Below are 24,260 nucleotides of genomic sequence, written 5' to 3'. Positions count from 1 at the left end.
CTACACTAGCGGCTGTTTCCATTCGCCCCAAGGTTCACATGTCGTTCCACTCGCTCGGGCTCATCGACCCGCTCGTCCAGACTCTCGAAACGCTCGCCTACAAGAATCCGACGGCGGTCCAGTCGCAGGCGATTCCCGCCGTGCTGGCCGGACGCGACGTCATGGCCGCGGCCCAGACCGGCACCGGCAAGACGGCCGGCTTCGCCCTGCCGCTGCTGCAGCGCCTCGTCAAGAACAGCAAGGAGCTGGCGCCGAACTCGGCGCGGGCGCTGGTGCTGGTGCCCACGCGCGAGCTGGCCGAGCAGGTGCACACCAGCTTCACGGCCTACGGCGCCGGCCTGCCGCTGCGCACCATGGTCGCCTACGGCGGCGTCAGCATCAACCCGCAAATGATGCGGCTGCGCAAGGGCGTCGACCTGCTGGTGGCCACGCCCGGCCGCCTGCTCGACCTGCATCGGCAGAACGCGCTCAAGCTGAATGGCGTGCAGATGCTGGTGCTGGACGAGGCCGACCGCATGCTGGACCTCGGCTTCTCGCGCGAACTCGACCAGATCCTGGCCGCGCTGCCGAAACGCCGCCAGACCCTGCTGTTCTCGGCCACCTTTTCCGACACGATCCGGGCGCTGGCCAACAGGCTGCTGCAGGACCCGGTCCGCATCGAGACGGCGCCGCGCAACACCACGGTCAAGGCCATCGAGCAGTGGGTGGTCACGGTCGACAAGAAGCGCAAGCCGGAACTCTTCCTGCACCTGCTGAAAAAGCACGGCTGGGGCCAGGTGCTCGCCTTCGTGAAGACGCGCAAGGGCGTCGACGAGCTGGTCGACCTGCTGCAGGCCAAGCGCATCGACGCCGATTCGATCCACGGCGACAAGCCGCAGCCGGCCCGCCTGCGCGCCCTCGAGCGCTTCAAGGCGGGCGAAGTAAAAGTGCTGGTGGCAACCGACGTCGCCGCCCGCGGCCTCGATATCGAGGAGCTGCCGGTGGTGGTCAACGTCGACCTGCCGATCGTGGCCGAGGACTACGTGCACCGCACCGGCCGCACGGGCCGCGCCGGCGCCTCCGGGGAGGCGGTCTCGCTGGTCTGCGCCGACGAAGTGCAGCAGCTGGCGGCCGTCGAGCTGCTGACCGGGCAAGTGCTCAAGCGGGTCGAGGAAAGCGGGTTCGAGCCGGATCACCGGGTGCCGGAGACGAGTGCGGGTGGGCAGGTCGTCAAGAAGCCGAAAAAGCCGAAGAAGCCGAAGGGGGAGATGAAGGTGGTGACGGAGGATGTGCGGTTCAGGCGGTGAGGTTGGCGCGAGGGAGCGAAGGCTGGTTGAACACGTGGGCGGCGCTTGCTTGCCGTTTGTTCGACGGTCGCGGTGGAGCCGACCACCCTACGCGCCGACAGCAATGGGATGGACTCCTCCTCCCCTGAGGACACGTTAGTGCCAAACTGGAGTTTCCACACAACCGGTTTGGAAAAGAAGGAGTCCACCATGAAGCTTATCCGCGTTGGAGTCGATTTGGCAAAGAATGTCTTTCAACTGCACGGCGTAGACCGCTCAGAAAATGTGGTCTGGCGGCGCAAGCTGGTGCGTGGTGACTGGATCAAGACACTGCTCGACAGCATCGAGCCGGGCTGCGAGATCGGGATGGAAGCGTGTAGCGGCGCGCACCACTGGGCCCGGACGCTACAGGCAAAGGGATACACAGTGAAGCTGATCGCTCCGCAGTTCGTTAAGCCCTACGTCAAGAGCAACAAGAACGACGCGAACGATGCCGAAGCGATCTGTGAAGCGATGAGCCGGCCGAGCATGCGTTTTGTCGCAGTCAAAACCGTCGAGCAGCAGGATATCCAGGCCGTACACCGGGTGCGCTCGGGTCTGATGGATCAGCGCAAGGCGAAAGCCAACCAGCTGCGCGGTCTGGCGTCCGAATATGGGTTGGTGGCGCCGAAAGAACTGCTGCATTTGAGGTCGGCAATTCCGCGCTGGCTTGAGGATCAGGAAAACGGGCTGAGCGAACGCTTTCGTCGGCTGTTGCGTGGGCTGTGGCGAGATCTGCTGGCTTTCGACGAGCGTATCGAAGAACTTGACCGGGAGATCGAACAGATTGCTCGGCAAGACCCGGTGGCTGTACGTTTGCAGCAAGTGCGTGGCATCGGGCCACTGACCGCGACGGCCCTGCTGGCAACGATTGGAGACGCAAGTCAGTTTTCCAACGGCCGAGAGATGGCTGCTTCGTTTGGGCTTACGCCCAAACAAAACAGCTCGGGAGGAAAGGAGCGATTGCTCGGCATTAGCAAGCGCGGCGATGCATATCTGCGCAGTTTGCTGGTGCACGGTGCCCGAGCCGTCATCCGAACGGCTCAAGCGAAAACAGATCGACTGAGCACTTGGGTGATGCGCATCGCGACGACGCGACACCCGAATATCGCCGCGGTAGCGCTGGCGAACAAGACGGCCCGGATAGCCTGGGCAATGCTCACCAAGGGTACTGACTACCAACCTGAAGCCGCGTAGCACAGCTATAGAAATACCTGAAGAAGTATCCGAACCACGATTGCATGACAAGCCGCATGATGGCCAACAGGTCGAACCGGCGCTGATGAAACCCGATAACGTCTGAGGCCTCTGAGCCCGTGATAGCGATAGGGAGTCAGCGCGCGAATAGCCCATCAGGGTCCAGCACCTGGAACAGGTGCGGTAGTACGAGACCGGATATACGTGAGCAGTCGTACCTCACGGCCTGAAGACGGATTGTTTGCAAACGAGGAGGAGTCCATATAAGGACGTAGGGTGGTCGGGTCCACCCGAGTGTCTGATCACATGTCACGCTTGCGCCGCCCACGCGTTCAACCGGCGCCAGCCCAACGCGGAAGAATATTTCATCCTTGGCTGTCCCATGAAATATCCTTTCACTTCAGCTGCAAACTGAACTTGCGCACCCCCTCCTCCCCCGTCGGCGTCACCTCGAACCCCAGCTTGCGCACCAGGCCGATGATCCGGTTATTCTGCGGCAGCGCCTCGCCCACGATCTCGCGCGTGCCCCGCATGCGGCAATACTCGATCAGCTTGTTCATCAATATCCTGCCCAGGCCCAGTCCCTTGAGGTCGGAACGCACCGTCACCGCGAACTCGGCGCTGACGTTGTCCGGGTCGGCCACCACCCTCCCCACGCCCAGGGTTTCGGCCACCCCGTCCGGCCCGGGCCGCGTCGCGATGAAGGCCATCTCGCGGTCGTAGTCGATCTGGGTGAAGCGCGCCAACTGCGAGGGCTGCAGTTCGCGGATGCGCACGAACATCCGGTAGCGCACGTCGTCGGGCGTCAGCGCATCGAAGAACTTCAGGTGGGCCGGGCCGTCCTCGGGCCGCACGGGCCGCAGCAGCAGCTTGCCGCCGTTCCAGTCGATGGTCTCTTCCAGCTCGCGCGGATAGGGCCGGATCGCCAGCCGGTCGAGCGTGCTGCCCGAGCGGTCGGCCATCGCCAGGCGCATGCGCGCGTCCAGCACCACCGCGCCGCTGGCGTCGGCCAGCAGCGGGTTGATGTCGAGCTCGACGATTTCCGGGATGTCGCACACCAGGCGCGAGACCTGCACCAGGGTCGACATGATGGCGTCCATGTCGGCCGGGCGGCGGTTGCGGTAGCCGGCCAGGAGGCGCGCGACGCGGGTGCGGCCCACCATGTCGCGCGCCAGCACGGCGTTCAGCGGCGGCAGGGCCACCGCGTGGTCGTTCGCCACCTGCACCGCGATGCCGCCCTGGCCGAACAGGATCACCGGCCCGAACACGGGGTCGGTGGCGGCGCCCAGGATCAGCTCGTGGCCTTCGGGACGGCGCGCCATCGCCTGCACCGAAAAGCCCTCGAAGCGCGCGTCAGGGCGCAGCTCGCCGAAGCGCTTGCGCACGCGCTCGGCGGCCGAGCGCACGGCCGCTTCCGAATCGAGGTCGAGCGCCACGCCGCCCACGTCCGACTTGTGCATCACGTCCGGCGAGACGATCTTCACCGCCACCGGGAAGCCGATATGCCGCGCGGCGGCGACTGCGTCGTCGACGTTCGCGGCTCCTCTTGTCTCCACGATCGCCATGCCGTAGGCGCGCAGGATGGCCTTCGTCTCCGGGTCGGTCAGCAGGTAGCGCCCGTTGGCCAGCGCTTCCTTCACCAGCGCCCGCGCCTCGGCGCGCTCGCTGGCGGCGATGCGCGAGACCGAGGGCGGCACCTGCATCAGCAAATGCTGGTTCTGGCGGTAGTGGACGATCTGCAGGAAGCCCTCGACAGCATCTTCGGGCGTGTCGAAGGTGGCCATGCCGGCGTTCGAGGCGATCTCGCGCGCGGGCGCCAGCGAGTCGCCGCCCAGCCAGCACGAGAGCACGTTGCGCGAGGCAGCGCGGGCGAGCGGCGCGATGGCCTCGGCGATGTCGGTGCTGGCGACGGTGGCCGTCGGCGAATGGATCACCAGCACGGCGTCGGCGCCCGGGTCCTGCAGCAGGATCTCGAGGGTCTGGCGGTAGCGCTCGGGCGCGGCGTTGCCGAACAGGTTGACGGGGTCGGCCGGGTTGACGGGCAGCGCGGCCGGCGGCAGCACGGCGGCGAGGCGCTCGACCGTCTGCGGCGACAGCGTGGCCAGGGCGCCGCCGCAGCAGACCAGCGCATCGGCCGCCAGCACGCCGGGGCCGGCACCGTTGGCGACGATCGCCAGCCGCTCGCCATGCAGGGGCCGGGCGTGGGCCAGCGTCTCGACCGCGGCGAACAGCTGCTCGGTGGTGTAGACGCGCAGCATGCCGGCGCGCCGGATCGCGGCCTCGAATACGTCGTCCATGCCGGCCAGGGCGCCGCTCTCGCTGGCCGCGGCGCGCACCCCGTTTCTACCGCGCCCGGCTTTCAGCACCAGGGTCGGCTTGCTGCGCGCCGCCGCCCGCGCCGCCGACATGAACTTGCGCGCATAGCGCAGGTTCTCGACGTACAGCAGGATGGAGCCGGTGGCGCCGTCGCTGGCGAGATAGTCGAGCACGTCGCCCAGGTCGACGTCGGCCGAGTCGCCCAGCGCGATGAAATGCGAGAAGCCGATGCCGCGCGAGCGCGCCCGGTCGAGCACGCCCGTCATCAGGGCGCCCGATTGCGACACGAAGGCGATCCGTCCGGGCAGCGCGCCGCTGTGCGCGACGCTCGCATTCAGGCCGAGGCCGGGCGCCAGCAGGCCGGCGCTGTTGGGTCCCAGGATACGCAGCAGGTAGGGATTGGCCGCATCGAGCATGGCCTGCTTGAGCGAGCGTCCGCGCTCGTCGCGCGCCTCGGCCAGGCCGGCGCTGAGCACGATGGCGGCGCGCGTCCCCTTTTCGCCGAGCTGGCGGATGATCTGCGGCACCGTCGCCGGCGGGGTGCAGATCACGGCCAGGTCGGGCGCCGCGGCGAGGTCGGCGACGCTGGCCACCACCGGCAGGCCGCCCAGCTCGGTGTACTTCGGGTTGACGGGATGCACCGTGCCGCGAAAGCCGCCGGCGGTGAGGTTGCGCAGCAGGGTCGCGCCCAGGCTGCCGGGACGCTCGGAAGCCCCGACCAGGGCCACCGAGCGCGGCGCGAACAGGCGGTTCAGGTTGCGGATGCTCATGCGCGCCTCCGGACCGGGCCTGCCGTGCCGGATCTCGATTCCACCTCTGCTGGACCTGGCTTCACCCCCACCTCCACGTGCTATCTGGTCGCGAAAAAGGAAACGCCTCGGCGGGCGCCTGCCTGTCCGGGAAGGCGCACCGACCTTGTCGAAGGATACCGCCGGAACGCAAGGCGGCGCGCACTGAACAGCGCGCCGCGTCGCGGCCGGCGCCTACGGCGGCGCGGCCTGCCATATACCTGCGTTCCATCCGCATGTACACTCGTAAGCATTTGTCCACATATCACACGAGGATCCCATGAACATCGCCAACGCAATCGGCCGCCTGGCCGCCCTCTGCCTGCTGGCCAGCGTCATGTCCGCCTGTACCGTGCCCGCCGGGCAGCACGAAACTACTCACCAGGCGCATGCCGCCGATCACCATGCCGGGCACGAGATGCACAGTCCGGACGCCAAGGCCGGCTGTGCCTGCTGTAAAGGCATGGGCCAGGGTATGGGTGACGCGCAAGGCGCCGCATCCTGCATGGCGCCCAGGGCCAAGCCGGCTGCGGGCCAGGCCGCCCATGCGGGCATGGCGCATGCCATGACAGCCTCGAAAGGCGCTTGCGGTTGCTGCAAAGGCATGGACAAGGGTATGGGGATGAGCGATGCGCAAGGCGCCGGTTCCTGCATCGCGCCCGGAGCCAGGCCGGCTGCCGGCCACGGTACCCACGCTGGCATGGCGATGGCTGCGGCGTCTCCTGCACAATCCGGGCACGGCGCGTCGCAGAGCGCCGGCGGCCCGATGGCAAGTGCGGCCGGGAGCGGCGCGTGCTGCGACATGCCTTGCTGCAAAGACGGCTGCAAAGGCAGCTAAACGCAAGCCCGCCGAAACACAGTCGCCGTCGCGGCCCTTGCCTGCCGCGACGGACCGTCTGCGTCACAGGGCTTCTGGTCAGGCTGCCTTGCGCTCCGTCACCGGATACCCCGCCTCGTCGATCGCCGCAGCGATCCGCTCCAGGTCGGCGCCGCTGTCGATGCGTACTTTCTTGGTCGCCAGGTCGACCTCCACCTTCGCGTGCTCGTCCAGTCCCTGCACGGTTTTCGTCACGCGGCCCACGCAGTGGCCGCAGCTCATGCCTTCGACAGTCAGTTCATACATCGGTTTCTCTCCTTGTGGCTGTAGTGGTGCTTCCGGCGCCTGTGCGCCTTCGCTCGTGTGCCCTGCCGCCGGCTGCCAGCCGCGCAGCAGGAGCGCATTGGTAACGACGCTGACGGAACTGAGCGCCATCGCGGCGCCCGCCAGCATCGGGTTGAGCATGCCCAGCGCCGCCAGCGGGATGCCGACCAGGTTATAGGCAAAGGCCCAGCCCAGGTTCTGGCGGATCTTGCGCCAGGTGCGCTGCGAGACGTCGATGGCGTCCGCCACCAGGCGCGGGTCGCCGCGCATCAGCGTGATGCCGGCCGTGTGCATCGCGACGTCGGTGCCGCCCGCCATGGCGATGCCGACGTCGGCCGCGGCCAGCGCCGGCGCGTCGTTGATGCCGTCGCCGACCATCGCCACGGCACGCCCCTCGCCCATCGCATCGCGCACGGCCTGCGCCTTCCCGTCGGGCAGCATGCCGGCCAGGTAGCGTTCGATGCCGAGCGTTTTTGCGACCGCGCGCGCGGCGCCCGCATTATCCCCGGTCAGCATGATTGGTGTGACGCCCATGGCCTTCAGGCGTGCCACCGCTTGCCGCGCGCCGTCCTTGACCCGGTCGCCGAAGGCGATCAGGCCGAGCACTTCGAGTTCCCCGGGTTTGCCGCGCGCCAGCCACGACACGGTGCGGCCCTGAGCCTCGTGGCTCTCGGCGCCGCGCAGCATCCGGCCTGGTGCGCCGAGTTCCTCCAGCAGGCGCGCGTTGCCGAGATAGACCGTCGCGCCGCCCACATCGGCCTGCACACCGCGCCCCGGCAGCGCCCGCGCAGCGCCGGCCGCCTGCAGCACGGCGCCCGCCTCCCGCGCATGCGCGGCCACCGCGGCGGCGAGCGGATGGCTGCTGCCCTGCTGCACGGCCCAGGCCAGCGCCAGCAGTTCCTGCGTGCTGTCCGCGGCTGCCGGTTCCACCGCCACTACCTGCGGCCGGCCTTCGGTCAGCGTACCGGTCTTGTCGAAGACGACCGTGTCCACCGCATGCGCCTTTTCGAGCGCCTCGGCGTCCTGGATCAGGATGCCATGGCGCGCCGCGGCGCCGGTGCCGACCATGATCGCGGTCGGCGTCGCCAGCCCCAGCGCGCACGGGCAGGCGATCACCTGCACCGCCACCGCATTGAGCAGTGCCTGCTGCCAGTCGCCGGTGGCCAGGCCCCAGCCGACGAAGGTGAGCAGCGACACCAGCAGGACGGCCGGCACGAACACGGCGCTGACCCGGTCCACCAGGCGCTGGACCGGCGCCTTGACCGCCTGCGCATCCTCGACCTGGCGGATGATCTGCGACAGCATCGTCGCCGCGCCAACGGCCGTCACCTCGACCAGCAGCAAGCCGTCGGCGTTCACGGCGCCGCCGGTGACGCGCGAGCCGGGCATTTTTGCCACCGGCAGGCTTTCGCCGGTCAGGAGCGACTCGTCGAGATGGCTGCGGCCTTCCAGCACCCGGCCGTCGGCGGCGACGCGCTCGCCCGGCCGCACGACAAGCTGGTCGCCGACGCGCAAGTCCTCGACCGCGACCGCGCTGTCGACGCCCGCGCGCCGCACCGTGGCCCGGGTCGGGCGCAGCGCTTCGAGCGCCCGGATCGCCGCCAGGGTCTGCCCCTTCGCGCGCGTCTCCAGCCACTTGCCGAGCAGGACCAGGGTGATCACGGTCGCCGAAGATTCGAAGTACAGGTGGACCGCGCCATGGCCATGTGTGGTGCCGGTCAGCCACAGCCAGACCGAGAGTCCGTAGGCCGCGCTCGTGCCGATGGCGACCAGCAGGTCCATGTTGCCGCTGCCGGCGCGCAGCGCCTTCCAGCCGGCGCGATAAAAGCGCGCGCCGAGCCAGAACTGGACGGGCGTGGCCAGCAGCCACTGCAGCCATCCGGGCAGCGCGATGCGGGCACCGACGAGTTCGCCCAGCATCGGCGCCAGCAGCGGCGCGGTGAGCAGCGCCGCCAGCGCCAGGCGCCAGGGGAAAACGCTTGCCGGCTGCGCCGCGGCCGTGGGCCGGGTCTCCGGGGTCGGCGCAGCCTCGTAGCCGGCCGCGCGCACCGCCGCGACGATGGCTTCCGGGGCTGCCCGGCCCTGCACGGTGGCGCGTTCGGTCGCCAGGTTGACGCTGGCCGCGTCGACGCCCTCGACTGCGCACAGTGCCCGCTCGACACGGGCGACGCAGGACGCGCAGGTCATGCCTGCAATGTCGAAACTGTTCGCGGAACTGTTCGCGGAACTGGCCGGGCCGCTCCCGGCGTGCTGTTGGACGGTGTTGCTCATAGTGGTGTTGTGCTCCTTGCGATTCGTCCAGCATATGCCTTCCCATTGTGGGAAGGTCAAGCGCCACATGAATCGGCGTTCGATTGAGCCCATCGGTTGCGCGCACCGGTCGCGCGAACTAATGGCTGGGCTATCCATCGAAGCCTTGACTCGTCGGTATTTGCCCCGGTTTTTTCCATTGGCCGCGCCCCCGGAGGATGCATGAATCTCTCGAACCGGTTTTTACTCCGCAATCTACGCAATTGTATGGTGCTGTTCGCCTGCCTGCTGGCCGCGGCCTGCAGCAAGCTGGACGAACTCGACGATACCGAGGCCGAGAAAGCCGGCGTCGCCGTCCTCGGGCAATCCCCGGGAGCCACGCCCTTCATTGCGCATGTGGTCCTCGGGCTCGACGATATAGCCGAGCTCGACCGCGTATCCTTCCTGGTAGCGCCCAAGCCGGGCACCGTCTCCAGGCCGGTCACAGTGACCTACTCGCGCGCCTGGCTCGAACGCAAGGGTGCCTGGCGGGCGGGCGACAAGCAGCTCCGGCTCGCCCTCTTCGGCCTGTATGCGAGCCACCAGAACACCGTCACGCTCACCGCCGGCTTCCGCGACGGCTCCACCCATGTCGAGCGGCTGACCGTGGCCACGCCCGCCTATTCCGGGCCGGCGGACGTCTACCTGGCGCCGCGGCTGCGCACACCGCTCACGGCCGGCGCCGCACCCGGAGTCGACTACGTCCTGCTCCAGAATGCCATTACCAGCCCGGCCGTTGTCGATACCGACGGCAACCTGCGCTGGCTCGGCGCCGGCCCGGCCAATTCGTACACTGCGACCTTCGCCGGCGACGCCTTCCTGGTCGGCAGCGCGACCACGCCCGAACTCTTCCGCGTCGAACTCGACGGCACCTATGCCACGACGCCGCTCGCGTCGACGCGCTACACAAACTTCCACCACGACCTGGCGCGGGGCAAGGCAGGCCTGCTGGCGGAGCTCGACGCGCTCGAGGGCGGCGTGCCGCGCATCGAGTCCATCCTCGCCGAAATCAGTCCCCAGGGCGAGGTGCTGAAGGAGTGGGACATGGCCGCCATCTTCCGCGCGGCGATGCGCGCCGGCGGCGACGATCCGTCCGGGTTCGTACGCGACGGCATCGACTGGTTCCACATGAATTCCGCCATCTATGTGGCGGCGGACGACTCGCTGCTCATTTCCAGCCGCGAGCATTTTGTCGTCAAGATCGATTACGCGACCGGCCGCATCCGCTGGCTGCTGGGCGATACCACCAAGGACTGGTATGTCAACTATCCCTCGCTGCGGGCACTGGCGCTGAAGCTCACGTCGGGCAAGGCGCCGATCGGGCAGCACTCGCTGTCGATCGCGGCGAACGGCGAACTGCTTCTGTTCAACAACGGCGCCGCCAGCGACAACCAGCCGGCCGGTGCGCCACGCGGCCTGTCGCGCGACTTCGCCACGCCCTCGCGCTATGCGATCGACGAGACAGCCCGCACCGCCCGCGAAACCTGGAGCTACGCCCCGACGCCGGCGATCGCCTCGCAGTATTGCTCGAGTGTGTACGAAAGCACGCCCGGGCATTACCTTGTGACCTACTCGCTGGCGGAGGCAGGCACGCGGGTCCGGCTCATAGGCGTGGACGAAGCGGGCGCGGTGGCATTCGATTTCGACTACCCGACCAACGGATGCGACACCGCTTTCATCGGCAAACCGCTTGATTTCTCCGCGCTGACGTTGCACTAGCCGGCCAGCCCGCGGGCCTCCGCGGCTGCTTTTGTGGAAGGCAAGCGTTCAGGCAGCGCACTCAGGCATGGTGCTTAGTCAGGATGCTCCGGCAAGGCGTTTCGCAGGCCGCTGCAGGGGCGCGGGGGCAAGGGCCGAAGGGGCGCCATCGGCATCACCAGGTAGCGCATGTCCGCGCGGTCGGCGCGCCCGGCACCTGAATCCGTACTGACCAGGAAGCTGTCGCGCCCGAGCCGGGCCGACGGGAGCCCTGCACTGGCCAGGCTACCTGCCAGCCGGCTCGGCGCCACGTCGCGGCCACGCAGGATCAGCAGCACCTCGAAGCCGACGGTCGGCTCGGCCACCGCCTGCAGGATCGCCCGCAAGGCCGCGGCGGCCGGCCCGCCCGGCAGGAAGCGCGCAAAGGCATCGCGGCCGAGCGGGCCGATGCGCAGCCGTGCGCGCAGGTCGGGGCGCCAGCTGCGCGCACCCAGCAGGGTGTTTTCGCCGAGCTGCGCGTTCACGCCCAGCGCCGGCTGTTCCGAGGCTGCCAGGACATGCCAGTGGCCGACTGCTTCCTCGAGCTGGATCGCCACGCCGAAATAGCTCGACAGCAAGCGTTCGAGCACGGCGGCTGACATCGGCCGCTGCTGCAGCATGCCGGCGAAGTGGGCGAACAGGGCATCCGGCAGAACCGCGTCCCTGGTACCGGGGCAACTGTCGCCTGTCCCGCGCCCCCCTGCCAGGGCAAGCAGCCGCGGCAGGAAAGCGTCGGCCTGCCCGGGGGGCGTCTGTTCGATCCGATGCTTGGTCCAGGCGCGGAAGAACAGCGCCAGCATGCGCCCGGACAGCAGGTCGAGAAAGGCGCGCGGCGCGTGGTCGTCGCGCTCGAACTGCCAGGCTGCGATCCGCTCCGTCACATGCAGGGGCAAGCTGCCATGGCCGCCGAGCAGGCCCATGAAGCCAGGGGTGAGCGTGAACCCGGGAACAGCGGGCTCGCTCCCCGTGCCAGGCGCGTCCTCTCCAATAGGCATGCGCGACAGGCTTTCGATATCGGACGCGGGAAAGCCCAGGCGCAGGCTGTTTTCGAAACGCAGGTGGGTATCGAGGGCCTGCCCGGGCGCCACGCCCTGTTCGGCCAGCCATGCCAGCAGGATGTGCACGGCCTGGGCGAATTCGAAGGCTTGGGGCGCCGCCAGCAGCCGGTCGATCAGGCGCGCAGTTTCTCGGCGGTGCGTGGAGCGCATGCCAGGATCTCCTCTCCGGTCTGGTTTGACACGAACTCGAGCCGGGTAAAGCAGTTGAGCTGGCTGTTCAGGGCGAAGTAGCGGTCCATGACCTGTGCAAACACATACAGGCCGCTGCCCGCGAATGCCGCCTCGTCCACCGTCATGCGGATGCCGACGCCCGGCATCAGCGAGGACACCGGCCGTGTCTTGAGCCACGCCCGCACCGTGCCGTGCTCCAGCCCGACGATCCCGGCGATCTGGCGCCGCGAGACCGGCGAGCGCGGCAGATCGTACAGGGCGAGCATGTTCTGCAAGGCAGCCAGTCCCGCCGTAGTCAGCCCCGCATAGTTGAGTGCCAGGTGCGACACCAGGCGCCAGTGGGCACCATGGCCGCTCTCGAAACGGCAGGCGGCGGTCGGCCGCCGCAGCAGGCGAAACGGCGCCGCGCCCGCCAGCGATTCGGCCACCAGGTCGCCGTCGGGATGACCGTAGCGCAGCTGGCTCGGCAGGTCGCGGTTGGTGCAGGTCAGCTCGGTCGAAATGGTCGCCCCAAGCGCCTCCGTCGGGCTGAAGCCGGGGTCGAACAGGGCCAGCCGGACTTCGTGCCCGGGACTGGCATCGGCCAGCATCTCGTCGCGCCGCGCCACCCAGAAGTGTCCGCTCGCACGCCCTTCGCCGTGTCCTACCGCATACAGCGGAGCGAACTCCGTCACGCTGCGGGCGCCGCGCGCTTCGCGCACCACGCACACCCGGTCGATGCTGTGGATCTCGAACGCGGCCGCATGCGCGGAATCGGCAGCCAGCGGATAGTCGCTGCGGGTGTGCGAAAGCGGGATCGGGTCGCCTCCCCTGCGAAACAGGTTCACGACCGGCGTGCAGCCGGGCAGCAGGTTCCTGGAGGACAGGGGCGCGAGCAGGCGTGCCGCATCCGAGTCCGCGGCCACCCGCGCCAGCCCGAGCTGCAGCGTGAAGCGTTCGCACCCCGCCGGGAGGACGCGGGCCGCAGCCTCCAGGTCGACGTCGATGAAACCGAATTTTTCCGGGTAGGTGAAATATTCGGTCAACAGGCGAAATGCCGGATGCGAGCGCGCCGGCGTCGGCAGGACCGCTTCCTCCTCGCCGAAGCCGGCCAGGCCGAGCGGCGAGGCGTCGAGCGCAAGCCAGGATGCCGAGCCCTCGGCCTGCACGCAGGCCGAGGGCGGACGCATGAACAGCGCATCGATGAATGCGGCCCGCAGCGCCGGATCGCCGTCCACGAACAGGCGCACGCGCGCCCCGCCGCGCCGGCACAGGGCAGCCACCGAACCCTTTGCCTCGAACCCGATCGCGATGCCCGCCGTGACGCCGCGCATGTTGTGGAGCGCGCGCGGCACGCCGCTGCCGAGCGAGAAGCCGGCGTGCGTGATGCGCAGCGGTCCGGCCACGACCGGATACACGGTACGGAACTGGCAGACCGTGCCCTCGACCTGCCTGCTCCGCAGCGGCGTGCCGCGCGGGATGACCGAGAACTCGCCGGCGCCCTGCCCCCTGTCCACGAGCTGCGCGATCGAGTAGGACGGCATCGGCCTCAGGTAATGCGGATAGAGGCTTTCGAGGAGCGATTCCGTGAACTTCGGATAATCGTCGTCGAGCCGCTTGTGGATGCGTGCGCTGAGCAGGGCGACCGACTGGATCAGCCGGGCGACGCTCGGGTCTTCGTAGCTCTCGCCGGCGATGTGCAGCTCGCTTGCCGGCTTCGGGAAACGGTCGCGGAACGCACGTGCGTATTGCCCGAACAAGGCCAGCTCTTCTTCGAAATAGCGCAGCATCTCATCCATACGTCCTCCGAAAAATTGCTGAAGACCAAGATGCATGCTCCCATCGCCCCCTGCTGCGCACATTGACAGGCGCTAAGAAAGCAGAATACCGGAGCGGAGGCGGGCGGAGGCTGGATCTGCCCAACAGGGCGCCGGAAGACCGTGCTCCCGTACGCGCGCGGGGTTCTGCCACCGGCACGCAGTCATGGACGCGTGCCGGGCGTGTTGCCGGTTACTGGAAGCGCGTCCGCTTCATGGACATGCGAGGGACGCTGCAGGAATCCTGAAGTGGGTGGCCCTGGTGGGCGCAAGCCTCAGGGCATGCCCAAGGTCTCGGCATTGGCGATCGTCGTGGAACGCGGCAATCCGAACGGGAGTGGAACCAGTGAGACGAGCGACTGGTAATCGACCCGGGTACACGTTTCGCCCCTGCCCTCCTGGCACACGCGCACGCGCACCAGGCGAATGCAGCGTTCGCCGTAGGGGTTGGCCGTGCAGTTCACGATATTTTCGGCGGGGCTGGCCGGCAAGGAGGCTTCCGAAATCCGCTCCATGGTGAGCGTCGTGCCGTTCTGCCGGATGCGCATGTAATCGATGTTGATGTGCGCATCGCTGATTGGCTGTGCGAATGCCAGGGTGCCGGGACTGGTCCGGAAGATCGCCGTCTCGCGCACCTCCTGCATGTCGAGCGCGTTGCTGAAGTCGGTAGTCGCGGCGAGCGCCGCGGCGCGCCTGGTGACTTCCTGCAAGGTATTGCAGATGTACATGGCGCGTGCGACCTCGATGATGCCGAAAATGAGCGTAAACAGAAGAATGGCGACGAGCGAAAACTCGACGGCAGCGACGCCCCGTTGTGTTCGCCTCTTGGGGAGGCGCTTGCTGGAATGCTTAATTGCCGACATAGCGCATCGTGACGCGTCCGGTGAGAATGATTGGGTCATCGCCAAAGTACTTGCTCGTAAAAGTATCGAAGATCTGGTCGCGGAAGCGTAGTTGAACCGAGACACGCACTCTCTGCGGCACTGCGTTGCCGCAGACCTCTCCGTCGCACAGTACGCTGACCGTGTACCGCGCGAGTGCCGGCTTGATTTCATCGAGCTCGGCGTGCGCGATCGCTTCTGCAATCAGTGCGACGGGCAAGGGGTCGCCTCCGCTTCCGTCGGGCGCGACGATTTCGGTCAGCGTGGCATTCGCAAGGAAGCGGGCGCCGTCATGCGCCGCCTTCTGGGCGACGCTGTAGTACCAGAAAGCCCTGGCCAGGAACAAGGGAACCACGAGGAAGAGAATCAGGAGCGGCAGGCAAAATATCGTCTCTACCGCAATGCTTCCGCTTTCGGTCCGCCTGAAAAATCGTGTTTTCGCTGGTTTCATCGGTAGAGTTTCATGTGAGTGCCGAGGGTTTGCTCCGGGGCCAGTCCGGCAAATTCTGCGTACAGGTGGGTGCTATCCGCCGGCACGGTCATGAAAAACCTGCCGATGCCGAGCACGCTCGCCTTGCTCCCGCTGACGGGGCATGCGAGCAGGGGGACGTTCAGCACCCGGCGATGGCGCACGCCCTTGTTGCTGCCTGTCGGGGCCTCGAACGTGACCGAGCCTTTCGCCTGCATATACGGGGTAGTGGATGGATAGCCGGTCGTGGCCTTCGGCTGTCCCGGGTTGTACAGGGTGCTCCAGTCCGAGGTCCCGTATGCCTTGTAACCGGCCGAAGGTTCGGGATCGGCATACTGGACGGCCTTCGCATACGACCACAAGGGCCCATACATGCCGGCAGTCGTACCGGCCGGTGTCGGATCCGGCCCGGCGACCGTCCACTGCTTGTTCTCTTCCTGGGAGGGTGCAGCCGATTGCTTGTCCCGCGCCGTGTTCATCCAGGGAACGCTGGTGTTGAACACGTAGGCCTTGACGTTGGCGTCGGGTGGCGCGGCGTCCGGATTGCACGCAGCGGCGTCGGTTTTGAAACGTGAATTCAGGTGGTTGGCGAAAGTGCCCAAGGGGAATGGGGAGGAAACGGTAATCTGCCCACCCGTCACCCGTGGAATCGCGAGGGTCCCGGTGCAGACGAAGGGTTCGACCGAACTCAGCTTGCTTGCGGGCGTTGCCGTCGCGCCGGGCGGCGCCAGAGGATCGATCAGGAAGGACAGACCGCTGCCTGCCGATTCGGGATTCAGGTTCATGAGGTCGTAACTGACGCCGCGCCGGAACCCGTATTCCTCGAGCTCACCTTGACGATTGCGCTTTTCCTGGGGCCGCATGGCACAAATCCCCAGCGGCGCTACCTTGATGGCGGAACGCCCGGCAATGGCGCGAGCACTCATCGACACGATCGTGAGATCTTCCGAGAAGAAAGGGATGAACAAGGCGTTGACCTGGCTATAGGACGGGTCGAGGCCGTCCGTGCTCACCCTTGCATAGCGAAGCTCGCCAGGATTGTTTCGTGCGGCGCCAGCCGCTACCCATGGCCCGCCCGGGGTACGGCCGAACTCGATCGCCGCTTCGGCCCACTGTATCGGCCGGCCGTATTGAAACGTCACCGAGGATTCGCTCGATCCTCCGAACCTTGCCGCGGCCGCGGCCACGGCACTGCTGACCCCGGTGCTCGTCCCGTTCAGTTCGCCGGCGGCGGCCAGCGCTGCAACATCCGCGGCGTTTTGAAGTTCCATTTTCCTGTTGTAGACCTGGGAAAGATCGAGCGCCAAGCCGCAGAAACCGATGATGATAATGATCGCAGCGATGGTGATGATCGCCACGGCGCCCTTTTCGCGCCCCGGACGAATCATCGCTGCGCGACCCGTAAGCCGCACGCGCGGCGCAAACTCTTGCGTGCTCATGCTGAGTCCTCCAAAAGGCCCTGCACCTTCAGACGAAAACACCTAAAAAGAGTGTAGTGACTAATGACTACGCGCAAATGATCTGGCGCAACAGGTCCGACTCGCCGGAACCCGACTGGAGGCTGCGAGCCTCCTGGTGTGGCTCCCTGTCGTATTCAGAGATGTGCAATTGACGCACGCAAATTCTCTTCGTTCGAACGATTACCGCAGCTAAATATGTGCAACACAGTGAAGAGAGCCCTGATGGGCGTGGACAGTGCATATTGCGCTCACCAGCTCGACCGACGAAACGGAGCACTTGTGGAAGACAAGCGCTCCGCTTGGCTCATGAATATTTTTTACAGAAAAGGAAACCAAATGCCGCGAGGAGTCGCTGATCGTCGTGATGAAGAGGCGGCGGGAAATGGTGCGGGCGTAGGCGATACAGATTGCTTCTGCAGGGGAAGGCAGTTGGCGTCTTGCGGCCACGTCGGGCGCTGCCTGCCCCGCATCATGCCCCGTAAACGAAAAAAAGCCGTCTTTCGACGGCTTCTTTTCTTGATTCTGGCGGAGACGGTGGGATTCGAACCCACGATACGGGTATAAGCCGTATGCATCCTTAGCAGGGATGTGCCTTCGGCCACTCGGCCACGTCTCCAATCAACTCCAGTAAGTTTCACTAGCGCTGAGAGCCAGCATATTATCGGTCGGTGCCTGATTGGTCAAGGCAACGCGAGCAATATTTTGAAAAAAGTTAAGCTTTCTCTAAATCAAAAGCTTTATGGAGGGCACGGACGGCGAGCTCCATGTATTTCTCGTCGATCAGGACCGAAATCTTGATCTCCGAGGTCGAGATCATCATGATATTGATGCCCTCTTCCGCCAGCGTGCGGAACATCTGCGAGGCGACGCCGACATGGCTGCGCATGCCCACGCCGACGGCCGACACCTTCGACACCTTGGCGTCGCCGAGGATGCGCGTATAGCCGAGTTCGGCCTGGTTCGCTTCCAGGACCGCCATCGCGCGCTGGTAGTCGTTGCGGGAGACCGTGAACGTGAAGTCGGTCTTGCCATCCACCGACTGGTTCTGGATGATCATGTCCACTTCGATGTTGGCGTCCGACACCGGCCCCAGGATGTGGTAGGCGACGCCCGGCTTGTCCGGCACGCCGAGGACGGTAATTTTGGCTTCATCACGGTGGAAAGCGATACCGGAGATGACGGCTTGTTCCATGTTGGTTTCTTCCTCAAACGAAATCAGGGTGCCGGAGTTGGCTTCTTCTTCCAGTGGCATCTTCGGGTCGGTCAGCGACGACAGCACGCGGGTCGGCACCTGGTAGTTACCGGCGAACTCGACCGAGCGGGTCTGCAGCACTTTCGAGCCGAGCGAGGCCAGCTCGAGCATTTCTTCAAAAGTAATCTTTTCCAGGCGGCGCGCTTCGTCGACGACGCGCGGATCGGTCGTGTAGACGCCGTCGACGTCGGTGTAGATCAGGCACTCGTCGGCCTTCAGCGCGGCGGCGATCGCCACGGCCGAGGTGTCCGAGCCGCCACGGCCCAGCGTCGAAATGTTGCCCTCTTCGTCCACGCCCTGGAAGCCGGTGATGATGACGATCTTACCCGCGTCGAGGTCGCCACGCACGCGCGTGTCGTCGATCGACTGGATGCGCGCCTTGGTGAACGCGGAGTCGGTGCGGATGCCGACCTGCCAGCCGGTGTAGGAGACCGCATCCTTGCCAATGGCGAGCAGCGCCATGGCCAGGAGCCCGACTGACACCTGCTCGCCGGTCGAGGCGATCATGTCCAGTTCGCGCGGGTCCGGCTGGGCCATGATTTCCTTGGCCAGCCCGATCAGGCGGTTGGTTTCTCCCGACATGGCCGACGGCACCACGACGATCTTGTGCCCGGCGTCGTGCCACTTGGCGACGCGGGCCGCGACATTCTTGATACGGTCCGTCGAGCCCATCGACGTACCACCGTATTTGTGGACAATTAAAGCCATAACAGGAAGGTTTCCAGCTTGTAGAGGATCAAAAGGGAACACCTACTCTAGCATGTTGCACTGCAAGATCACAAGGGACAGCAATCCAAAAAGCTATATGAAATGAAAATAAAGTAATACGGTTTTCGTATAGAAACTCTCAGAATCTATCCAGCCTGCGATTCCCAGCGCAGCGCGATCAGTTGCGCGGGCGCGGCGCCGAAGTGCTGGCAGTCCATGCCGAGGCCGGCGGCATACAGCAGGTCGCGGCCGCTGCTGACGATGGGCAGGCGGCTCCTTTCCCAGGCCGGCACGTCGGCGGCCTGGTAGTGGGCCTTCAGGCCGCGGGTCGGTCGGTTCGGCGCCAGCTTGAGGCGCTCTCCCCCCTTGCGGAAATCGATGATGAGCTCCCGGGCCTGCAGCCAGGTCGCGTCGAGCCCGGTCTCGGCAGGCTCGAAGTGCAGCACCCCGCCGTAATCCGGGAAGGCCAGCTGCGCCTCGCCGCGCCAGGCAAAGGACTCGCCGGCCCTGTCGAGCACGCCTTCGTCGTCCGGATCGCGCATGCCGGGCAGGTCCACCAGTTTCGGCGTGATATACAAGCGGTCGCGGTGGCGCCGGATGTGGCAGGCGGGATGGGTGACCAGCAGCTGGGCGTCATGCCTGGCCTCGACCAGCTGGGCGTGCATCTCGACCAGCCAGGCCGTCGACGGCATCGCCAGGCCCTGCACGGCGAACCAGTGGCGCAGCATGTTGTAGGCGCGGTCATGTGTCATCGCGCGCAGGCGGGCGCAATCGACGGCGCCGTCGACCAGGCTGGCGGCCAGGTCGGTGTCGGCCAGCTCGACCAGCAGGCGCTGGGCCGACTGCGCGTGCGCCGCACTGCGGGCGAAGCGCTCCTGGAAACCGGGGAAGGCCTGCGCCAGCGCCGGCATCACGGTATGGCGCAAGGCGTTGCGGGCGTAGCGCACATCCTGGTTCGATTCGTCCTCGACCCAGGCAAGATTGACGCCGCAGGCGTGGGCTTCGAGCTCGGCGCGGCCCAGACCAAGCAGCGGACGGGCCATGACGAGGTCCGCGTTGCCCAGCAGTTCGGGGGCGGCGTTTGCTTCGTCCATGCCCGACAGGCCGGCCGGCCCCGAGCCGCGCAGCAATTGCAGCAGCACGGTTTCGGCCTGGTCGTCGAGGTGATGGGCGGTCAGCAGGACGCTGGCGCCATGGGCGCGGCACATCTCGCCCAGCGCCCGGTAACGCAGCTTGCGCGCGCTTGCCTCGACGCCGGAGCCGGATTGCGCGACGACGACCCGGCGCGCGTCGACGGCCACGCCGAGCGCTCGCGCCGCCGTCTCGACATGGGCCTGCCAGGCGTCGGCGTTGGGACTGAGCCCGTGGTGCACGTGCAGGGCGTGCAGCGCGATGCCGTGCGTGCGGCACCAGCCTGCGGCCAGGTCGAGCAAGACCATCGAATCGAGGCCGCCGCTGCAGGCAACGGCCATCGTGGAGGGAGAATACTGGGTGCGCAGCGCATCGAGCGCGCGCGCGAAAGTTGCCGGGACCTGGCCGGTTGCGGTGCGGCTCACTGGATGGATTCGCTCAAAGGAGATACTGCGGGAAGGAAGACTCGGGGCCGGGTAGCGGCCATGAGTCGGAATCGGAACGGCAATGGGCCCGCTAGCGGGCCCATTGGCAGCATTACTTACAAAACATCACTCTTCGCCGGTCGGCGTCGTTTCCTTGAACTTGCCGTAAGCCATCAGCTTCTGGTGACGGGCTTCGAGCAGGTCCTTGGTCTTCATGCCCTGGAACTGGCGCAGCGTGTCGGCCAGCGCGCGCTTGAGCATCTGCGCCATGCCTTGCGGGTCGCGGTGGGCGCCGCCCAGCGGCTCGGTGATGATCTTGTCGATCACGCCCATCGCCTTCAGGCGATGCGCGGTCAGGCCCAGGGCCTCGGCCGCATCGGCCGCGCGCTCCGAGGTCTTCCACAGGATCGAGGCGCAGCCTTCCGGCGAGATCACCGAATAGGTGGCGTACTGCAGCATCAGGACGGCGTCGCCGACGGCAATCGCCAGCGCGCCGCCGGAACCGCCTTCACCGATGATGGTGGCAATCAGCGGCACCTTCAGTTCGGCCATGACGTACAGGTTGTGACCGATCGCTTCCGACTGGCCGCGCTCTTCCGCGTCGATACCGGGGAAGGCGCCCGGGGTGTCGACGAAGGTGAAGATCGGCAGGTTGAACTTTTCGGCAACCTTCATCAGGCGCATGGCCTTGCGGTAGCCTTCCGGCTTCGGCATGCCGAAGTTGCGCATCGCGCGCTCCTTGGTGTCGCGGCCCTTCTGGTGGCCGATGACCATGCAGGCCTGGCCGTTGAAGCGCGCCAGGCCGCCGATGATCGACTGGTCGTCCGCGAAGGTACGGTCGCCGTGCAGCTCGTGGAAGTCGGTGAAGATCGCGTTCACGTAATCCATCGTGTACGGACGCTGGGGGTGGCGCGCGATCTGCGAGACCTGCCATGGCGTCAGCTTGGCGTAGATGTCTTTCGTGAGCTGCTGGCTCTTCTTGGCCAGGCGGTCGATTTCTTCAGAAATATCGACGGCCGAATCGTCTTGGACGAAGCGGAGCTCTTCGATTTTCGAGTCGAGCTCGGCGATTGGCTGCTCGAAACTGAGGAAAGTTGTTTTAGTCATTGTACCTCCGGGGGTTGTTCTTTTGCCGGGGCGCAATGGGGCCGCGCGGCGAGATAGTGCAAATTCGGCGTTATTCTACCGTACCCGGCGCGCTGCCGGAGGGTGAAACGGGGTCGAGGCTACGCCATAAATACCATGTGGCAACTGTGCGCCACGGTTCCCAGTTGGCCGCCACTTCGCGCGCATCGCTGCGGGAAACGGGTTCACCGGAGAAATAATTCTGGCTGATGCCCTGGATCAGGCCGGCATCGTCGAGGGGCAGGACGTTCGGCCTGAGCAGGTTAAAGATCAGGAACATCTCGGCCGTCCAGCGGCTGATGCCGCGGATCTGGACCAGCTCGGCGATGACGGCCTCGTCGTCCATTTCGGACCACAGGTTCGCATGCACACGCTTGGCCTTGAAGTGGTCGGCCAGGTCGAGGATGTATTCGGTCTTGCGCTTGGACAGGCCACAGGCGCCGATCTGCTCGGCGCCCAGCTTGATGACCTGGCTCGGCGTCATTTTCGGACAGGCCTGGCCGAGCTTGGTCCAGGCGGCATCGGCGGCTTTCGGCGTGACCTGCTGGCCGACGATCGAACGCGCCAGCGTCGTGAACGGATCGGGATGGCCTTTCAGGTACAGGTCGCCGAACTGCGGGATGAGGCGCTTCATGATGCGGTCGCGCCGCATCAGCTCTTCCTTGGCTTCGGCCCAGTACGCGGGCACCTCGATATCTGGCGCTGCTCCGCCCATGCTGTCCTGTTCTGCTGCCATTATGCGCGACGCCAGTTCGTCGTTCCGTCCGGTTTGTCTTCGAGGACGATCCCGGCGGCGGTCAGCTCGCCCCGGATGCGGTCGGCGTCGGCAAAGTTACGGGCCTTCTTGGCGGCGGCGCGCTCGGCGATCAGCTCGAGGATCCGCCCTTCTTCCAGGCCGCCCTCGGTGCTGCCCGCACGCAGGTAGGCTTGCGGCGCACGCTGCAGCAAGCCGAGCACGCCGGCCAGCGCCTTGAGCTGGCGCGCCGTCTCGGGCGATTTCGTACGGTTGACTTCGCTTGCCAGGTCGAACAGCTCGGCCACGGCCAGCGGCGTGTTGAAGTCGTCGTTCATCGCTTCGCGGAAGCGCACGGCATGGGCTTCGTCCCAATCGACGGCCGGCGTATCCTCGCCGAGCTCGAGGTCGGAGAGCGCCGTGTACAGGCGCGTCAGCGCGCCCTTGGCGTCGTCGATGTGGACGTCGGAGTAATTCAGCGGGCTGCGGTAGTGGGCGCGCAGGATGAAGAAGCGCACCACTTCGGCATCGTACTTCTTGAGCACGTCGCGGATCGTGAAGAAATTGCCCAGGGACTTGGACATCTTCTCGTTATCGACACGCACGAAACCGTTGTGGATCCAGTAGTTCACCATCGGGCCGCCGAAAGCGCCTTCGCTCTGGGCGATCTCGTTTTCGTGGTGCGGGAACTGCAGGTCCTGGCCGCCGCCGTGGATGTCGAAGTGTTCGCCCAGCAGCGCGCACGACATGGCCGAGCACTCGATGTGCCAGCCCGGGCGGCCGCGGCCCCATTTCGAATCCCATTTCGCTTCGTCCGGCTCGGTTTCCTTGGCCGCTTTCCAGAGCACGAAGTCGAGCGGGTCGCGCTTGCCGGTATTCACGTCCACGCGCTCGCCGGCACGCAGGTCGTCAAGCGACTTGCCGGACAGCTTGCCGTAGCCCTCGAAGCCGCGCACGGCGTAGTTCACGTCGCCGTCATCGCTGCGGTAGGCCAGGCCTTTTTCCTCGAGGCGTTCGATGATGGCCAGCATGCCCGGCACGTGTTCGGTGGCGCGCGGAACGAAGCTGGCCGGCAGGATGCCGAGCGCGGCCGTATCTTCATCCATGTACTTGGTAAAGCGGGTGACGAGCGACGACAGGGTTTCGCCGTTCTCGACCGCGCGCTTGATGATCTTGTCGTCGATGTCCGTGATGTTGCGCACGTACTTGACCTCGTATCCCGATTCCATGAGCCAGCGGTAGATGACGTCGAAGGCCATCATCATGCGCGCGTGCCCGACGTGGCAGTAGTCGTAGACGGTCATGCCGCAGACATACATGCCGGCCTTGCCGGCCTCCATCGGGACAAATACCTGCTTTTCGCGCGCAAGCGTGTTGTAGATCTTTAATTGGCTCATTGGTGGTGATGAATCGAGAGGGAGGATGGAAGCCCGAAGCAATACGAATCCCGGGCACGTTCGCCACTCGGCGCGCGCCGGGAATCAGACTTTACGTCGGGACCGCCTGCCGCTCTATATTATTCTTATGAGATAGAATGGGACGTTCTGCGCAAAGTATAGCATTGATAAAATCCGGACTGGCCGCATATGGCTCAGGTTTATTTTTCTGCAAAAGACTTGACAGGACTTTGCGCCACGTCCACCGAGGAGACGCTCCATGTACGCACAAAAACAATCCCGCCGCTCTCTTTTCCCACGGCTCGCCGCTGCCGTGCTCGCATTCAGCCTGTCGAGCGCCGCGCTGGCCTTCGAGAATCCGCAGGTTTCCCTGAAGACGAGCATGGGCGAGATCGTCGTCGAACTCGACCAGGAAAATGCGCCGAAGAGCACCGCGAATTTCCTGCAATACGTAAAGTCGGGCTTCTATAAAGGCACGGTGTTTCACCGCGTGATCGACGGCTTCATGATCCAGGCCGGCGGCTATACCGAAAAGCTGGTGGACAAGCCAGGCGTGCGCAAGCCGATCCCGAGCGAATCGAAAAACGGCCTGTCGAACAAGCCCTACACGGTCGCCATGGCGCGCACCGACAACCCCAACTCGGCCACGTCCCAGTTCTTTATCAACGTCAACGACAATGCCGGCCTCGACTATCCGGGCCAGGACGGCCACGGCTACACCGTGTTCGGGCGCGTCGTGCAGGGTCACGAGACGGTCGACAAGATCAAGGCGGTCGTGGTCGACGACATCCGCGGCATGCAGAACGTGCCGGTCACGCCGATCGTGATTCAGTCGGCCACCCTGCTCAAGGGCGATAAGCTTGTAAAATAGCGTTCTAACAG

17 protein-coding genes and 1 tRNA gene are annotated in these 24,260 nt (G+C 66.0%); 5 read left to right on the top strand and 13 right to left on the bottom strand.

Going from position 1 to position 24,260, the window contains the following annotated elements; all coding sequences use genetic code 11:
• Positions 1-38 precede the first annotated feature (38 nt).
• Positions 39-1,286: a DEAD/DEAH box helicase gene (locus ACWCIA_RS00765; RefSeq protein WP_454160035.1), complete on the top strand. Its 1,248-nt coding sequence runs from the start codon at positions 39-41 to the stop codon at positions 1,284-1,286.
• Positions 1,287-1,475: 189 nt separating this feature from the next.
• Positions 1,476-2,501: an IS110 family transposase gene (locus ACWCIA_RS00760; protein ID WP_454160033.1), complete on the top strand. Its 1,026-nt coding sequence runs from the start codon at positions 1,476-1,478 to the stop codon at positions 2,499-2,501.
• Between the two features lie 395 nt (positions 2,502-2,896).
• On the opposite strand, the gene ACWCIA_RS00755 is transcribed toward ACWCIA_RS00760, so the two are convergent.
• Entirely contained in the window at positions 2,897-5,587 is a 2,691-nt protein-coding gene (locus ACWCIA_RS00755; protein ID WP_454160031.1) for a bifunctional acetate--CoA ligase family protein/GNAT family N-acetyltransferase, read from the bottom strand.
• Between the two features lie 298 nt (positions 5,588-5,885).
• Here ACWCIA_RS00755 and ACWCIA_RS00750 point away from each other — a divergent pair, with 298 nt between their 5' ends.
• A complete protein-coding gene (locus tag ACWCIA_RS00750) occupies positions 5,886-6,443 on the top strand; it encodes a hypothetical protein (RefSeq protein WP_454160029.1) in 558 nt (185 codons plus the stop codon).
• A 78-nt stretch (positions 6,444-6,521) separates the two neighbouring features.
• On the opposite strand, the gene ACWCIA_RS00745 is transcribed toward ACWCIA_RS00750, so the two are convergent.
• Positions 6,522-9,017, bottom strand: a complete 2,496-nt coding sequence (locus ACWCIA_RS00745; protein ID WP_454160027.1) for a heavy metal translocating P-type ATPase — start codon at positions 9,015-9,017, stop codon at positions 6,522-6,524.
• Positions 9,018-9,263: 246 nt separating this feature from the next.
• Between ACWCIA_RS00745 and ACWCIA_RS00740 the strand changes: the two genes are divergently transcribed.
• Complete coding sequence (locus tag ACWCIA_RS00740; RefSeq protein ID WP_454160025.1) at positions 9,264-10,754, top strand: aryl-sulfate sulfotransferase; 1,491 nt, start codon at positions 9,264-9,266, stop codon at positions 10,752-10,754.
• A gap of 74 nt (positions 10,755-10,828) precedes the next feature.
• Here ACWCIA_RS00740 and tssG read toward each other — a convergent pair whose 3' ends face one another.
• The 11 genes from tssG to cysS form a co-directional block, all read right to left on the bottom strand.
• Positions 10,829-11,980 (bottom strand): type VI secretion system baseplate subunit TssG, encoded by a 1,152-nt coding sequence (tssG, locus tag ACWCIA_RS00735; protein ID WP_454160024.1) that lies wholly within the window; start codon positions 11,978-11,980, stop codon positions 10,829-10,831.
• The gene (tssF, locus tag ACWCIA_RS00730; protein ID WP_454160022.1) at positions 11,944-13,779 is read right to left on the bottom strand and encodes a type VI secretion system baseplate subunit TssF; all 1,836 of its coding nucleotides are present in this window, start codon (positions 13,777-13,779) and stop codon (positions 11,944-11,946) included. The genes tssG and tssF overlap by 37 nt, the downstream gene beginning before the upstream one ends.
• A gap of 293 nt (positions 13,780-14,072) precedes the next feature.
• Entirely contained in the window at positions 14,073-14,660 is a 588-nt protein-coding gene (locus tag ACWCIA_RS00725) for a TadE/TadG family type IV pilus assembly protein (RefSeq protein WP_454160020.1), read from the bottom strand.
• Complete coding sequence (locus ACWCIA_RS00720; RefSeq protein WP_454160018.1) at positions 14,647-15,129, bottom strand: TadE/TadG family type IV pilus assembly protein; 483 nt, start codon at positions 15,127-15,129, stop codon at positions 14,647-14,649. Before ACWCIA_RS00720 ends, ACWCIA_RS00725 begins: the two co-directional genes overlap by 14 nt.
• A complete protein-coding gene (locus ACWCIA_RS00715) occupies positions 15,126-16,586 on the bottom strand; it encodes a pilus assembly protein TadG-related protein (RefSeq protein WP_454160016.1) in 1,461 nt (486 codons plus the stop codon). The genes ACWCIA_RS00720 and ACWCIA_RS00715 overlap by 4 nt, the downstream gene beginning before the upstream one ends.
• A 544-nt stretch (positions 16,587-17,130) precedes the next feature.
• Positions 17,131-17,223: transfer RNA gene (locus tag ACWCIA_RS00710), tRNA-Ser, on the bottom strand.
• A 96-nt stretch (positions 17,224-17,319) separates the two neighbouring features.
• Positions 17,320-18,567 carry an aspartate kinase gene (locus ACWCIA_RS00705; protein WP_454160014.1) on the bottom strand — a complete coding sequence of 416 codons (1,248 nt, stop codon included), beginning with the start codon at positions 18,565-18,567 and terminating at the stop codon, positions 17,320-17,322.
• Between the two features lie 146 nt (positions 18,568-18,713).
• Complete coding sequence (tilS, locus tag ACWCIA_RS00700) at positions 18,714-20,123, bottom strand: tRNA lysidine(34) synthetase TilS (RefSeq protein ID WP_454160012.1); 1,410 nt, start codon at positions 20,121-20,123, stop codon at positions 18,714-18,716.
• Between the two features lie 126 nt (positions 20,124-20,249).
• Positions 20,250-21,230: an acetyl-CoA carboxylase carboxyltransferase subunit alpha gene (locus ACWCIA_RS00695; RefSeq protein WP_454160010.1), complete on the bottom strand. Its 981-nt coding sequence runs from the start codon at positions 21,228-21,230 to the stop codon at positions 20,250-20,252.
• Between the two features lie 70 nt (positions 21,231-21,300).
• Positions 21,301-21,984: a DNA-3-methyladenine glycosylase family protein gene (locus ACWCIA_RS00690; RefSeq protein WP_454160008.1), complete on the bottom strand. Its 684-nt coding sequence runs from the start codon at positions 21,982-21,984 to the stop codon at positions 21,301-21,303.
• Positions 21,984-23,378, bottom strand: coding sequence for a cysteine--tRNA ligase (gene cysS, locus ACWCIA_RS00685; RefSeq protein WP_454160006.1), 1,395 nt, complete (start codon positions 23,376-23,378; stop codon positions 21,984-21,986). The genes ACWCIA_RS00690 and cysS overlap by 1 nt, the downstream gene beginning before the upstream one ends.
• Positions 23,379-23,637: 259 nt before the next feature.
• On the opposite strand from cysS, the gene ACWCIA_RS00680 reads away from it, so the two are divergent.
• Positions 23,638-24,249, top strand: coding sequence for a peptidylprolyl isomerase (locus ACWCIA_RS00680; protein WP_454160004.1), 612 nt, complete (start codon positions 23,638-23,640; stop codon positions 24,247-24,249).
• Positions 24,250-24,260: the final 11 nt, after the last annotated feature.

The sequence above is a fragment of the Massilia sp. SYSU DXS3249 genome, assembly GCF_053668055.1.
The sequence above is the reverse complement of the archived record's forward strand: the minus strand, read 5'-3'. Positions and strand labels throughout refer to the sequence as shown.

Bases quoted from the DNA above. Each gene is read 5' to 3' on its own strand.
- ACWCIA_RS00765 (WP_454160035.1), top strand. From the start codon at position 39: ATGTCGTTCCACTCGCTCGGGCTCATCGACCCGCTCGTCCAGACTCTC.
- ACWCIA_RS00760 (WP_454160033.1), top strand. From the start codon at position 1,476: ATGAAGCTTATCCGCGTTGGAGTCGATTTGGCAAAGAATGTCTTTCAA.
- ACWCIA_RS00755 (WP_454160031.1), bottom strand. From the start codon at position 5,587: ATGAGCATCCGCAACCTGAACCGCCTGTTCGCGCCGCGCTCGGTGGCC.
- ACWCIA_RS00750 (WP_454160029.1), top strand. From the start codon at position 5,886: ATGAACATCGCCAACGCAATCGGCCGCCTGGCCGCCCTCTGCCTGCTG.
- ACWCIA_RS00745 (WP_454160027.1), bottom strand. From the start codon at position 9,017: ATGAGCAACACCGTCCAACAGCACGCCGGGAGCGGCCCGGCCAGTTCC.
- ACWCIA_RS00740 (WP_454160025.1), top strand. From the start codon at position 9,264: ATGGTGCTGTTCGCCTGCCTGCTGGCCGCGGCCTGCAGCAAGCTGGAC.
- tssG (WP_454160024.1), bottom strand. From the start codon at position 11,980: ATGCGCTCCACGCACCGCCGAGAAACTGCGCGCCTGATCGACCGGCTG.
- tssF (WP_454160022.1), bottom strand. From the start codon at position 13,779: ATGGATGAGATGCTGCGCTATTTCGAAGAAGAGCTGGCCTTGTTCGGG.
- ACWCIA_RS00725 (WP_454160020.1), bottom strand. From the start codon at position 14,660: ATGTCGGCAATTAAGCATTCCAGCAAGCGCCTCCCCAAGAGGCGAACA.
- ACWCIA_RS00720 (WP_454160018.1), bottom strand. From the start codon at position 15,129: ATGAAACCAGCGAAAACACGATTTTTCAGGCGGACCGAAAGCGGAAGC.
- ACWCIA_RS00715 (WP_454160016.1), bottom strand. From the start codon at position 16,586: ATGAGCACGCAAGAGTTTGCGCCGCGCGTGCGGCTTACGGGTCGCGCA.
- ACWCIA_RS00705 (WP_454160014.1), bottom strand. From the start codon at position 18,567: ATGGCTTTAATTGTCCACAAATACGGTGGTACGTCGATGGGCTCGACG.
- ACWCIA_RS00695 (WP_454160010.1), bottom strand. From the start codon at position 21,230: ATGACTAAAACAACTTTCCTCAGTTTCGAGCAGCCAATCGCCGAGCTC.
- ACWCIA_RS00690 (WP_454160008.1), bottom strand. From the start codon at position 21,984: ATGGCAGCAGAACAGGACAGCATGGGCGGAGCAGCGCCAGATATCGAG.
- cysS (WP_454160006.1), bottom strand. From the start codon at position 23,378: ATGAGCCAATTAAAGATCTACAACACGCTTGCGCGCGAAAAGCAGGTA.
- ACWCIA_RS00680 (WP_454160004.1), top strand. From the start codon at position 23,638: ATGTACGCACAAAAACAATCCCGCCGCTCTCTTTTCCCACGGCTCGCC.